We start from the raw sequence: 12,251 nt of genomic DNA, 5'->3' as shown, positions 1-12,251 counted from the left end.
TTCTCTTTGAACGCTGATTGCAATGCGGGAGCCTTTCTCGATAGGGCCTCTGCCACTCCCTGGCCTACCGTTCCGAAGCCTATAATGACGATGTCCATGCTCAATCCCCCAGGCCGCTGATGAGCAGTAGTCCGGAATGCATGGAGCGCTGATGGAGGAAGTCCTCGACGCGGGCGATGGCGCTCTTTTGCCTCACCTTCCCGAAAATTAGAGCCGCCTTCTCTCCTGTGGCCGGGGACATGGAATAACGGATATCGACCGTGACTAGGTCTTCCATGGATTCGATGCCGTCGGTCAGCTCTCTCAACTCGGATGGCTTTATGTCCCCTACGATCAGATATTCGAATTCGAATGTCTCAAGCATGGAGGACAGCCGTGCCACATCAATATCCCTCTCCTTCCACTCGGCCATTATGCGCTCCAGCTGTCTCTGCGAGCTGATTTCGAAAGTCACATTCACGGTGATGCGTCCCGCAACCACCGCCTCGTGATTATGCACCACTCCAACGATATTCCCATCACTGGCCGATATCGGCTCCAAGGCCTTGACCAACTGGCCGGGGACGTCCTTGAGTCTCAAGTCAGCATGAACGCGCATTCTCTACAACCCCAATCTTCTTCTGATGGCGAGATGTAATGCATCAGCCACGATATAATTCAAGTGCCTGGCACTTTCTCTTCCGGGCTATTGAGAAATCAACAGCTCTAGATAATGATAGCGAGTTGAAACCGTCCCTGGCTCATCCTCCGTCGAATACCACCCCTCCCACCAGGCGGTGGCTGGCCAGTATAGTGTGGCATCTAGGGCAGCTCTGACTCTGCCGAGTTACTTCCATTTTGAGCTTCTCTGCTATTATATAATCGTAGAGGAAGAGGCTGGATTGGCTGACTTCCATCTCCTCCTCTGACCCTTCCCAATCGCACACGTAGCATCTCATCCTCAACATGCCCCCAAAGCAGCCATCTTAACCTTAATAGTATGATTCTTAACCTCTATCTTTTTTCCTATCCTGCCATCGGATCAGGATTATGTGCGCAGACATATAGCACGTTTGAACGCCCAAAATGAAGATCTTGATCTTTATCTTGGAGAAGAAGATTGATAAATCTGGAGCGGAAAGAAGGCGGATCTTCTAAGCCACGGAGAATCATGGTCTTAAGGACCAGATGTGAAATAGGAATTAATATTGGCCGATTATCGACTCAGGACATTCCCACAGAAAACGAGCATCATCTCATGGCTCATCGTAATCAAGATTGGCGCCGAGGGGGAGATTTGAACTCCCGAGTCCTTGCGGACACAAGCTTGCTGGAATCCAAGGATTCTCCAGGCTTGCGCCTTACCAGTCTGGGCCACCTCGGCTCTCTCTGGCCCTTACCGTCTCAACGAATTTAAAAGTTGCCCTGCCCCCTAGATCCCTCCGCCTAGAGTGTCCCTGATGGTGGGCCTCATGTGCCTTGCGATGGCGATCTCCTTGGGATCGAATTCCACGACCCTGATGTCCTCCTTAAGATAATCGTTCTTGACCAGCCTTTCCCCCTTGGGGCTGTAGGCCTGTCCTCCTCCGAAGAAGACCATATTTAGCTGCGTCCCCACCAGATTGGAATAGAGCACATACATGGTATTCTCCGCGGCCCTAGCAGGAAGCACCCTCTCGAACTGCTCGCGGGATGTGATGGGCGAGGCGGAGATGCATATCAGACCCTTGGCCCCTTGCAAGGCATAGCTCTTTATGAGCTCAGGGAAGAAGATGTCATAGCAGATGCACACTCCAAAGCGCGAGCCAAGGATATCGAACATGACTGGCTGCTGGCCGGGGGTGAAGTAGAAGCGCTCCTCGAAAGGACCGAAATTGGCCAGATTCAGCTTTTCATATGTCTGCACCTCCCCTTCGGGGCCGATGCAAACGCAGCAGTTATGCAACAGCCCTGGCACCTCCTTAGACCACAAGGGCATGCCGAAGACAACGTAGCACTCGTGCTCCTGAGCCAAAGCCTGCACGCGCTTTATCGATCGTCCATCAACGTCCTCTGCTAGTTTGGGTATCAGGTCACGGCACATGTAGCCCGTAAGGAACATCTCGCCGAACACGTAGATGTCCGCCTCCTTTTTGGCTACGCACGTCTGCATTCTTCGCAAGTTTTCTTCCTTATCCCCCAACCGATTAGGTGTCTGAGCGACGGCGATCCTCATCATTCCACTATGGAACTCGAACCCTCAGGGGTATATATTAAGCCACGGGAAAAAAATAAAGTCTGAAAGCATATATGCGAAAGCATGCCCCCTTTGCGCGAGCTTACTATAGAGACGATCTTGGAATTCATATCCACCTCAGTAAAGGAGAGCGGGGCGAGAGGGGTTGTTGTCGGGGTCAGCGGAGGCATCGATTCGGCAGCGGTGTCGACTTTGTGCGTCAGAGCGCTTGGGCCGGAGAAGGTGATGAACATCTTCATGCCTACCGAGAGCACGCCGGAAGAGGATTTTGAGGACGTGAAGGCGTTGTGCAAAGGGCTCGGCACAAAGCTGGAAGTGGTGGATATCTCACCCATCTTGAGCCAGATCTCAAGCATTCTTCCAAATGCGACCGACCGATGCCTTCTTGGCAACGCCAAAGCCAGGGTAAGGATGATGGTGCTCTATCACTATGCGAGGCTGAATCGATGCGTGGTCATGGGCACGAGCAATAAGTCCGAACTGCTCATAGGGTACTTCACCAAGTTCGGGGACGGGGGTGCCGATTTCTGCCCTATAGGGGACTTATATAAATCCGAAGTAAGGGAGCTGGCCAAGGTCCTGGGGGTACCGGAGCGCATCAGGAACAAGATCCCTAGCGCAGGTTTATGGAAAGGGCAGACAGATGAGGGCGAGATCGGAATCAGCTATGATGAGCTCGACCAGATACTGATAGGATTCGAGCTGAGTCTGTCCAACGAGGAGATATCGAAGCGCACGGGGATCCCGATGCATAAGGTGGAGAGGATATGGTCCATGCATAGGGATTCGGTGCATAAGAGAAAGATGCCGCTCATACCTAAGCTAGGACTGAGGACGGTTGGACTTGATTGGAGGGAGTGATCCCTCTCTCTTTGAGCTTCTTCATCAAAAGATCTCGGTCGAGGGTATCGAAATATACTTCATGCGCGCGCTTTCCCAGAGCGAAGCCAAAGCGCTGAGCTTCCCGTAAAGAAATCTTAAAAAGTCCATGACGCTGAGTGGTGACGAATAATGCGTTCCCGCTCAATCTGAAGAACACACCAGTGCGGAATGGACCCTTATCTATGCATTCCAAGGATGTGATATTGTCAATGGGTATCCTTCCTCGAAAATACCAACCTTGGCGGAGCTCCAAATGATCGTCATCCAGGAGATGAGTTGTCAGGAGGGGTGAGAGGCCTATGACGGAGAAGAGCACGAGCGAGACGAGCACGGCCAAAAAGACTGACAGCACATCGTTGACCAAGAGGGCGAAGAAAGCGTTCAAAAATACGAGCGCCAGGCCGAGCAACAATACGGTCGGGATAAAGGTGGATCGCCTATAGCGCAACCTCACTGAGGCCATAAATGAAAGAACATTGTGGGCTCACATTATGATTGCGGTTAAATGAATTATCCACGTGGCCAATGTTAGCTTAAAAGAATCCAAGGGAAAGGAGAAAGGTTTAATAAAGGCGTTTTGATTGTGGCCTTACCGCGCTCCCGTAGTGTAGTGGCCAATCATGAAGCCCTCTCGAGGCTTCGACTCGGGTTCAAATCCCGACGGGAGCACTCCTTAATAATATCCAGCAAATAATATTTTTAAAACAAAGCTTTATTTATAATTATTCTCTCTAAAGATGAAAAGTTGATAAATATTTCAATGGGATTTGCATAGATATTATTCTAAGTTATAAAAAATAATGAAATTGATTAACAAATTTTAAAATTAATTTAAAAATATTTTATTTTGTAATTAAGAAGAAATTCCTCCACCTCCACCCTCGTTTGTCTTACCTCGATCCCATCCAGTCATTCCTTTAATTGATATGCTATTTGGTGGATTCAATATCTTTCTTTCAGGTTTACAAAGTCTATTGAAGATGCAATATCCATCTTTGTCGAATGCCAATCTATCTTGAGGGAACATACTTTCAATTTGCTTGAAGTCCGCAGGTGGTGATGGAAAACATATCCTTTTCTGATTTTTACAAACAATTTTACCCAATCTATATATCAGATAATCCATTGATGCTGGCGTTGGGGGTCTATGGTTATTTGGCAAACTACCCCAATCTTCCCATACTTTTCTCCAAGCATCTCTGCAGACTTGATCGACTAAAGAGTATTGGTAGCAATAAACATCTAGATAACTTGCCAGTAAGGGTATACTAAATTGAACGATGCCGGTTCTTAATGCTACCCTCATGGTATTTTTATCACTCATTACATCAAGTTTGTCTGAATTTTTAGAATATGACCAAATACCTAGATCAGCCATATCCCGAAGAAGCATATGGGCCTTTTTGATAGAAAGACCATTTCTTTCGTTTTCAGTGAGTGCCTTTATAATCTCTAAAACATCACCATTATGTACATTACAAATATTGAGCGCGGATCCATCATAACGTTCAACTAAAAGTCTCGCAGCATTTTCCATCCATTTTTTTCTTTTATCTCTTTGTGAATCTGCACCAATCATATTTAGAAACGTATCAATCAGAAGTTCGTTATTTACGATTTTTTTTGGGGAGAAACTTTCTGGGATTCGTTTGTATAATTCAAAAGGATTACCCCTTGCATGGATATCGATATTAAAATCTTGAATCGAAGTAAAAAAACGAACATTTGCTATTTCTTCTGCTGTTAAATCCAATGTATCTACATGCACTTTCACTCTTGTTTTTGAATATATACCCTCAAATATTTTAGCGACCTCTAAACATTCCCCATTTGGTCCTACAGTCGGCCTTAGAATTTTTTTATGGTTATTCTTCCAATATATATGAAATTCGGATATATAGTCACCCGGAATTGACTGTTTTTTTTGATAAAAAAATGAGTTTATTTCATGTAATATTTTAGATGCAACGTGGTACTCGTCAATTCCCATGAAATGTTCTTGAGTTAATTTTATTCCGCAAACGTTGGCAATTCTCTCTAAAAATTTTATAAATTCTGACAAATTAACCCTCCCTCACTCAAAATTTCCTAACTTGCACGTGATAAATTTTTTTACTTTACTCATGTCATCCTGAAGTGCGTTAAGTCTTTTAATTGATAAATCTAAATATTCTTTATTATTATCAATTCCTATGAATTTTCTATTAGTCGCATAAGCAACAAGACCAGTTGTTGAACTTCCAGTAAATGGATCAAGGATCGTATCTCCTTCCTTTGTACTAGACAAAATTATCCTCATTAATAATTCAATTGGTTTTTGGGTGGGGTGTTTTCCCAATTTTTTTTCACTTGGCGATGGAGTTGGTATACTCCATACTGATCTCATTTGCTTGCCAGGTTTCTTTAGGGGGTCTTTTTTCCACACGCCATTTTTCATTAATTCATAATTGAAATAATGTTTGGAATCGGCACTTTTTTTGGCCCAAATCAATGTCTCGTGGCTCGCCGTAAAATATCTTGTACTGATATTTGGAGCCGCGTTTGGTTTGAACCAGCATATATCATTCAATATTTGGTAACCACATAATTGAAGAGCGAACCCGCAGGCATAAATTGAGTGATATGTTCCACTGATCCAAATAGTGGCATTTTCTTTCAGTAAACGTTTACACTTTGATATCCATTGTTTATGAAATTCAAAATCATTCTCAATACCTCTACTAATATCCCATTCTCCTTTGTTGACGGGAGCACGTTTTCCAGAATGACAAGTGAAACCACCATTGGAAAGGTTATATGGTGGATCTGCAAAAATCATATCTACCGATTCTGGCTCAAGTTCGTCTAGAGCAACAAGACAATCTTGAAGATAAAGTTCGAATCCCGGAATTGAAAAATATGGTTTCATATACATACCCCAAATCATCCACTTAGTTTATGATTTTAAGCATTTAAACTTGGAGAGCACTCGATTCAATACGACTTTCTCAACAGTATGCTTTTCTAATAATGTTTTTCTTATACAATTTATTTTTGCGGGCTAAATTGTTTTTTTAATATATAAATCAAATATTGTAATAATTTTTATCAAAATATTTAGAATCCATTTTCAATTAATACTTATAATTGAATTAAAATAAATATTTTTTTATATTTTATAAATGTTGTTTGAGATTTGAATATTTACGAAAAAATTGTTTTATATTTTCCCATCATATAAATATTTCAGACATTTTAAATAAAAATATTTTTCTTAATTAAAAAATAAAAATAAATATAATGTAATCAAAATTTAATAAAAAAATTCTTACAAATTTATCACAAATATCCTATCCGATCCAGTAACCATTTCCGAAGAAGATAGCAACAATCTATTATTGTCTCCTTTCCAAAGATAGAGGTCTCTTGGCTCATAGTACGGGGTCCCTCTATAGAATATCATGACTCTGATGAAATCACCCTTACGCGCATGGAAGCTCGACAGATCGGTTATCGCCCCATGATTCACCACGTAGATGGCCCAACTGCTGCCTAAGCCCAAGAAGGCCGTGGACTTCTCTTGATCAAGCAGGGCATAGGTCGTCAGTGGATACCAAACTTCGATGCTGGCCGAGGCATTCCCTATCAACTTTCATGAAGCATCCTGCCAAACTTATACGGACACCGAAATCACATCTCTGTCCCCGTCGCTGCCGTTACCGTTGCCGGAATAATAGGCGAAGGGAGCCGAACTGATGAATGACCTCTGATATGAGGGCCAAACCTGTCCGAAGCCGCCATAGAGTCCCGTAGTGTTCCAAACATATCGCTTGGTTCCCGCAGGGGCTCCTGAGACTACCGCTGACAAGCTCGCAGAGTTCTCATGCCAATAATCTATCTGAGGCTGGTAGTCGAATACAATCCTAATTGGCGTGTCCATGATCGTGATATTCGACATCCCATGGCCTTGGGTGATATTGCCTGTGCCATAAGGGTCATTCACCCATACCCCCAGACGGACCTGCGCGATTGAACCGACCTCCGCACTTTCTGAGGCCTTGAAGATCGCGTAACTGCCGTCAGTCTTCTCTATGTTGGCAGAACCGCTCGCGCTGGAGGGGTCCTGGCCGGCGTCGAATAGCTTGCCCTTGTTGGCATCGGTCTCCCAATGCCAATATGGCTTAAAGTCTGAAGGTGTCTTTCGCGCTTCTGGGAGCAATATGACCTGTCCTCCTGGAGTGCAAGAAGCTTGCTGCGGAGAGATGATGGCCTCAGGATAGGTTATCTCCACATCGGTCGAGGCATGGCCGAATAGATAATATGGCCCGTTGAATACGTCCATATCGAATGTGATAGACAACTCCAAAGCCACTCTTGCCAGCACTCCGAGATGGGCTCCTGATATGGTAAGAAGTATACCCTCGAACCAGCTACAGGCAGATTGTTCACATATTGGACGACCAAGGTCGAATATAGACCACTACCGTCATCCCTTCTTTCGTAGAGCGCTCCATCATCAGATTCTTTAGACCAGCTAGCCCTATACCCCATGACGTACTGCGGTATGGGAGTGGATATGAAATAGGTCATCTCCATCATCCCGTTGGGATAGGCGTGATTCGGGCCATTGATCGAGACCCTCGTCGAGTTCGCTATCACCGCATAGGTGCTAAAGCTGGTGGTAAGGCCGCATACCGCTTTCGTTGTCACATTCACACCGCTTGCCACTATCGTTCTTCATTTCCCCTACTCAAGCCTACCTAGACAGAGGTCGCTCTCGCTCCTCTCGTTAGGTACTTTTGAGGAATCATACATTATTCTGATCTGGATCGGTCTCTTGAAGGAGATGTCATCAGGCCTTAACTCGAAAGCGGTCTCCGCGATGTAAGAGGTGTTTGAAAGTGAGACCCTCCTGAGGATAATCTTCTGCTGGGATTCCAGGGATCCGCTGGGAATGATTATATTCACTTGGGGGTCGAAGGCGTTTATCTCACTACCGTCTGGCCCGACCAGGAATCCCTTCGTCTAATCGGAGCCATCATCCTTATCCTGACCTAGCAGGATGAGAGCGCTGGCGAAGGAGGCGACAGCTACCATCGCGATGACAATCAAAACGAGAAGTTGTCACCTTAGATATACCCCTTCATTGGAAAGATTGGCATCAGTGGTTAATTAGATTGTCTATCGATACACTTATTCACGCATGTGAAGAAATGTGTGATGCCTGGACATATTTGAGACGCCATCGACTCTATTTTCAGACTGATCGTTGAAGTTGAATATATCCTTGATTGAACCCTGGCTTTACGAAAATGGATATGCTTTCCATGAACTCTTCTTGAAACGTCTTCTCCAATCGCATAGATGGAGTTAGGTCTGTCTCATAAAAAGAGCGATCCCTTGCGTCTCGCTCCCTATCTTCTCCAAAGCGGTAAAGAGAGCATGACTTGTACCATTTTATGGGTGTCAGGCAAACGGAGCAGTTAAACAGTACAGGTGAATTCATAAATCACGGTGCAGTGGTCTTCCAATAAGGTCGTGGAAATTCAAGGTGCACGTTAGAATATAAAACCAACCTGATAACATCCTGTATGAGCAGTTCGATATTCTATATTCCAATCCTTAAGCAATTGGCCTCGAGTTTGTCATTTCGAGAATCCTATGATGAAATTAAGCTCAACCCTTCTCCTTCTGGAGTAGTCTCTTCATCTCCTCCATCGCAAGAAGCTGCTCCTTGGGCAATTCGGGATATTTGAGGTCTAAGCTGGCGATCTGAGTGGTGATTATGAGTGCGCCCAGCACCCTGGTCAGCCATTTCTGGTCCGCTGGCAGGACGTACCAGGGGGCGTATTTGGTGCTGGTGGCCTCGAGCATCTGGCGATACGCCTCCATATATTCATTCCATTTCTCCCTTTCCAGTATGTCGTTGGGATTGAATTTCCATCTCTTCTCTGGCGTCCCCATCCTCTCCAGAAGCCTTATCCTCTGCTCCTTCTTGGAAATGTTGAGGAAGAACTTGATAATCAAGGTCCCGTTCCTTACCAGATGCCGTTCCATATCGTTGATGCTTTGATACCTCTCCTCCCAGAATGTCCTATCGAACTTCTCGTAGGGAAGCCTCTGCGGCACCAGATAGCTGGGGTTCACCTTCACTATCAAGACCTCCTCGTAATATGAGCGGTTGAAGATCCCGATCTCACCTCTACCTGGTAACGCCTTCATGCAGCGCCACAAAAAATCATGATCAAGCTCTTCATGCGTAGGCGCTCGAAACGGTGTCACGCGGCAGCCCTGAGGATTCAAACCTGACATGACGTGCTTGATAAGGCCGTCCTTGCCTGCAGCGTCCATGCCCTGGAGGATGATTAGCGCGGAATGGCTGTTATCGGCCCAAAGCATATCCTGCATCTTGGTCAGTTCCTTCCTGGTCATCTCCAGCAGCTTTTCAGAATTGGCCTTCGTCAGCTCCATCCCGTTCACTGAGAATTGCTCTGGCCCATCCCACTCGGAAGGATAGTCCTTCAGGCTTACCTTGCTGCCCGGCTTTACTCTGACCCTCTCAATGATCTTCTCTGCGCCCGCTCCGAACTGCATCTCTCTCCCAATGCGAAAGAACGCTTACGTCGCTTATAATAGATGTCCTTAGCTGCCGAGCGACATCAGCCTATGGTTGAACTCCAAGAACAGCTCGCTATCTTCCAAGCGTTGGGCGAACTCGATTCCTCGCTCCAGCGCCTTTTTCTCCAAGTCTAAGCGACCTAGACCATTGGAACAAGCAGCCAGATAGAAATATCCTCTGGCCATCCTCTCGTCATTCGCACCTGCTTTCTCCAAGTGGGAGAAGGATTCCTCAAGATATCTCATCGCCTTCTCCCTCTTCCCTAGTTTGCCATATGCTTCAGCTATGAGGCTTGAGGTCACTGCCTCCTCATACATCGCCCCCGCCTCTTCCCACAGCATGCCTGCTTGCTGGAAGTCGAGGAGCGCTTCCTTCCATCGGCTCATCTCTCGATGGATCACAGCCATGCGATTGTGCAGCTCTGCTCTCAGGCGCGTTTCCGCATCGACTCGTTCCAAGAGCAGCGAATACAGTCTTAATGCTGCCTCGACCTCACCGTATTGCCTCAGCGCTTCTGCTGCCGATATCATTGACCTTATCGCCTCCGAAGCATCCTCCGACCAGGAAAGTCTCCTCTCCATCCCTTCCTTGAGGGAGTTCTCGTCCCACGACAGCTCCTCGGAGGAGGATTCGATCCGCTTCTTCTCATCCTCATCCAAGGCCTGGTAATGCCTGAGCGCGATGGCTTGGGTGGCGACGCAGAATATAAGCTCCACTTCTTGGGACCTGCTGAGGACCCTCTTAGCCTGGCCTTCATCGATCTCCGGTCTCTCGCCCAAGGCGTTGAGGATCTTCGTGACATCCTCTTTGAGGGCTTCTTGGAAAGCAGTCAAGTCTCTCATCCAATTCTTCTCCAAAAGCAGGATAGCCGCATGCCTCTTGATCATGTCAAGAATGGCTTTTGTCTCGGCACCTTCGGGGAAGATATTATCGATGGCCTTGGAAAGCCAAAGCACTACTCCTGCCTGATTAGTGTCCAGGCGACAAGCTTCCTCTAGCAATTCCTGAAAGCTCTTACTGTTCTTCTGGGAGAAGTCCTTGCCGAACACCTCAGGGTATTCTGCTTGCAACTCAGCGATGCGCGCCTCGGAGATGATGTGCTGGAACAGCCTGCGCCCCTTCTCCTCCAGCACCAATTCTAAGGCCAATACGAAACCCAACTCCTCCCGGCGCTCCGCCAACTCCTTATCTTGGCAGATTTTCCTTGAGATGGCGCATCTCATCTCCGGGTCGACGGCGTACCTAAGGAGAAAAGCCATACATGCTTCATGAGGGACTGGCCTCAGAGCGTACCGCGATAAGAAGAGCTCTGTCACTCTCTCGAAAGCTGACGCGCCCTGGCTGAACATCCCCATCCCTTTTGAAGGCCAGGAATCCTCTCCCATGCTAAAAGTCTTGCGACGCAAAGTGCCTTAGACATATAAGCCATATGCATCCTCATGCCCATAATATCCATCTCCCTCAGCGATGAGAACATCAAGGCCCTGGAGAAGCTCCAGAGGTCTCATGGCCTGAGCAGTCGCAGCGAAGTCATAAGGGTGGCCCTGAGGTCGGCAGAGGCCGAGGTCCGTGACAAGGAAAGACTTAAAGGAGAAGTGGAGGGCGTGCTGATCGTCGTCCACTCTTCCCATGGCTCCCCCGGTCTGGGTCAGCTCAGCCATGCGCATCAGGAGGTGGTGAAGACGCAGATCCATTCGCATCTGAAAGATCAGAAGTGCTTGGAGGTCTTCATCGTTCGAGGAGACGCAACCCTGGTTCAGGAGTTGATCTCGTCGTTCCAGAGAGACGATGCTATAAGCTACGTGAAGTTCGTCCCCTCATGACATGTCAAATCAGATTATAGCGACCGCCAATTCTGCACTTTATACTCTTTGTTCTTTGCCCTATACCAGCAGCATCGGTCCTGGGCGATACAGTCGCTTTTGGGTTGGAGAGCTTTCAAGGCAGGAATCTATTCCTTCCGCCTTGCTCACTTGTAAGCGAACTTCTCACGGAATAATCCGAGGCCGTAGGATATAGCGGATATGGCCTCCTCACGTCCCACCCAACCTTCTACCAATGTGTGCTTTCCTTCCTCCAGGGTCTTGTAAGTCTTGAAGAACTCGGCTATCTCGTTCAGATAATGCCTCGGCACGTCCTCCAGCTCATGATACTCCTTCATGCGGGGGTCATTGGTGGCCACGGCCAAGACCTTATCATCCTTGCCTTTCTCATCATTTATCTTCAGCATGCCTATGGGCCTCGCCTCGACCACGCAGCCAGGGAATGTGGTCTCGGAAAGCATCACCATGATGTCCATAGGATCATCGTCATCGTACCAAGTGCGAGGGATGAGGCCATAGGAATGAGGGAATACCACGCTGGAATGCAGCACCCGATCCAAGAGGATGAAGTCATGCTCCTTGGAGACCTCATATTTGTTCTTACTGCCTTTTGGGGTCTCTATGATCACGTTGATTATGTCTGGTGGGCTTCTCCCTGAAGGCACTTTCTTCCACAGCGACATCTTAATTCACTCGCCCCGGCATTGAAAGCCTTACTTATCTTTTTTGGCAT

Annotated in this window: 16 protein-coding genes and 2 tRNA genes; 3 read left to right on the top strand and 15 right to left on the bottom strand. The window is 47.0% G+C overall.

All coding sequences use genetic code 11. The features are described from left to right. The 5 genes from QW520_01950 to QW520_01930 form a co-directional block, all read right to left on the bottom strand. Nucleotides 1-98, bottom strand: a 98-nt coding sequence (locus QW520_01950; GenBank protein MEM0448569.1) for a hypothetical protein, incomplete at its 3' end; no start/stop codon positions are given. Between the two features lie 2 nt (nt 99-100). Then, complete coding sequence (locus tag QW520_01945) at nt 101-598, bottom strand: hypothetical protein (protein MEM0448568.1); 498 nt, start codon at nt 596-598, stop codon at nt 101-103. Nucleotides 599-740: 142 nt separating this feature from the next. Continuing rightward, nucleotides 741-938 carry a hypothetical protein gene (locus tag QW520_01940; protein ID MEM0448567.1) on the bottom strand — a complete coding sequence of 66 codons (198 nt, stop codon included), beginning with the start codon at nt 936-938 and terminating at the stop codon, nt 741-743. A 320-nt stretch (nt 939-1,258) separates the two neighbouring features. Further along, nucleotides 1,259-1,363: transfer RNA gene (locus QW520_01935), tRNA-Ser, on the bottom strand. A 48-nt stretch (nt 1,364-1,411) separates the two neighbouring features. Next, nucleotides 1,412-2,197, bottom strand: coding sequence for a carbon-nitrogen hydrolase family protein (locus QW520_01930; protein MEM0448566.1), 786 nt, complete (start codon nt 2,195-2,197; stop codon nt 1,412-1,414). Between the two features lie 81 nt (nt 2,198-2,278). Here QW520_01930 and QW520_01925 point away from each other — a divergent pair, with 81 nt between their 5' ends. Next, the gene (locus tag QW520_01925; GenBank protein MEM0448565.1) at nt 2,279-3,076 is read left to right on the top strand and encodes an NAD+ synthase; all 798 of its coding nucleotides are present in this window, start codon (nt 2,279-2,281) and stop codon (nt 3,074-3,076) included. Here the strand turns inward: QW520_01925 and QW520_01920 are convergent. Then, the gene (locus tag QW520_01920; protein MEM0448564.1) at nt 3,033-3,560 is read right to left on the bottom strand and encodes a hypothetical protein; all 528 of its coding nucleotides are present in this window, start codon (nt 3,558-3,560) and stop codon (nt 3,033-3,035) included. The genes QW520_01925 and QW520_01920 overlap by 44 nt on opposite strands. Nucleotides 3,561-3,693: 133 nt before the next feature. Between QW520_01920 and QW520_01915 the strand changes: the two genes are divergently transcribed. Next, a tRNA-Glu gene (locus QW520_01915) sits at nt 3,694-3,766 on the top strand. Between the two features lie 184 nt (nt 3,767-3,950). Here QW520_01915 and QW520_01910 read toward each other — a convergent pair. The 8 genes from QW520_01910 to QW520_01875 form a co-directional block, all read right to left on the bottom strand. After that, complete coding sequence (locus QW520_01910; GenBank protein MEM0448563.1) at nt 3,951-5,159, bottom strand: hypothetical protein; 1,209 nt, start codon at nt 5,157-5,159, stop codon at nt 3,951-3,953. A 12-nt stretch (nt 5,160-5,171) separates the two neighbouring features. Further along, entirely contained in the window at nt 5,172-6,023 is an 852-nt protein-coding gene (locus tag QW520_01905) for a site-specific DNA-methyltransferase (protein ID MEM0448562.1), read from the bottom strand. 381 nt (nt 6,024-6,404) lie between these two features. Next, on the bottom strand, nt 6,405-6,725 hold the full coding sequence (locus tag QW520_01900) for a hypothetical protein (protein ID MEM0448561.1): 321 nt from the start codon (nt 6,723-6,725) through the stop codon (nt 6,405-6,407). A 24-nt stretch (nt 6,726-6,749) separates the two neighbouring features. Next, a complete protein-coding gene (locus QW520_01895) occupies nt 6,750-7,448 on the bottom strand; it encodes a hypothetical protein (protein MEM0448560.1) in 699 nt (232 codons plus the stop codon). Next, on the bottom strand, nt 7,358-7,804 hold the full coding sequence (locus tag QW520_01890; GenBank protein ID MEM0448559.1) for a hypothetical protein: 447 nt from the start codon (nt 7,802-7,804) through the stop codon (nt 7,358-7,360). The genes QW520_01895 and QW520_01890 overlap by 91 nt, the downstream gene beginning before the upstream one ends. Before the next feature lie 18 nt (nt 7,805-7,822). After that, nucleotides 7,823-8,044, bottom strand: coding sequence for a hypothetical protein (locus QW520_01885; GenBank protein ID MEM0448558.1), 222 nt, complete (start codon nt 8,042-8,044; stop codon nt 7,823-7,825). Between the two features lie 708 nt (nt 8,045-8,752). Continuing rightward, entirely contained in the window at nt 8,753-9,670 is a 918-nt protein-coding gene (locus QW520_01880) for a polyphosphate kinase 2 family protein (GenBank protein MEM0448557.1), read from the bottom strand. Between the two features lie 48 nt (nt 9,671-9,718). After that, complete coding sequence (locus QW520_01875; protein ID MEM0448556.1) at nt 9,719-11,101, bottom strand: hypothetical protein; 1,383 nt, start codon at nt 11,099-11,101, stop codon at nt 9,719-9,721. 33 nt (nt 11,102-11,134) lie between these two features. Between QW520_01875 and QW520_01870 the strand changes: the two genes are divergently transcribed. Beyond that, a complete protein-coding gene (locus tag QW520_01870) occupies nt 11,135-11,518 on the top strand; it encodes a CopG family ribbon-helix-helix protein (GenBank protein ID MEM0448555.1) in 384 nt (127 codons plus the stop codon). 146 nt (nt 11,519-11,664) lie between these two features. Here QW520_01870 and QW520_01865 read toward each other — a convergent pair whose 3' ends face one another. After that, nucleotides 11,665-12,201 carry an inorganic diphosphatase gene (locus tag QW520_01865; protein ID MEM0448554.1) on the bottom strand — a complete coding sequence of 179 codons (537 nt, stop codon included), beginning with the start codon at nt 12,199-12,201 and terminating at the stop codon, nt 11,665-11,667. Nucleotides 12,202-12,251: the final 50 nt, after the last annotated feature.

The sequence above is a fragment of the Methanomassiliicoccales archaeon genome (assembly GCA_038740345.1).
GTDB lineage: Archaea > Thermoplasmatota > Thermoplasmata > Methanomassiliicoccales > UBA472 > JAJRAN01.
Note: the sequence above shows the minus strand (reverse complement) of the source record. Positions and strands in the feature narration are given on the sequence as shown.

What these genes read in the sequence shown, in the direction of transcription:
- QW520_01945 (MEM0448568.1), bottom strand. Translation starts at nt 598, where the DNA reads ATGCGCGTTCATGCTGACTTGAGACTCAAGGACGTCCCCGGCCAGTTG.
- QW520_01940 (MEM0448567.1), bottom strand. Translation starts at nt 938, where the DNA reads ATGAGATGCTACGTGTGCGATTGGGAAGGGTCAGAGGAGGAGATGGAA.
- QW520_01930 (MEM0448566.1), bottom strand. Translation starts at nt 2,197, where the DNA reads ATGATGAGGATCGCCGTCGCTCAGACACCTAATCGGTTGGGGGATAAG.
- QW520_01925 (MEM0448565.1), top strand. Translation starts at nt 2,279, where the DNA reads ATGCCCCCTTTGCGCGAGCTTACTATAGAGACGATCTTGGAATTCATA.
- QW520_01920 (MEM0448564.1), bottom strand. Translation starts at nt 3,560, where the DNA reads ATGGCCTCAGTGAGGTTGCGCTATAGGCGATCCACCTTTATCCCGACC.
- QW520_01905 (MEM0448562.1), bottom strand. Translation starts at nt 6,023, where the DNA reads ATGATTTGGGGTATGTATATGAAACCATATTTTTCAATTCCGGGATTC.
- QW520_01880 (MEM0448557.1), bottom strand. Translation starts at nt 9,670, where the DNA reads ATGCAGTTCGGAGCGGGCGCAGAGAAGATCATTGAGAGGGTCAGAGTA.
- QW520_01870 (MEM0448555.1), top strand. Translation starts at nt 11,135, where the DNA reads ATGCCCATAATATCCATCTCCCTCAGCGATGAGAACATCAAGGCCCTG.
- QW520_01865 (MEM0448554.1), bottom strand. Translation starts at nt 12,201, where the DNA reads ATGTCGCTGTGGAAGAAAGTGCCTTCAGGGAGAAGCCCACCAGACATA.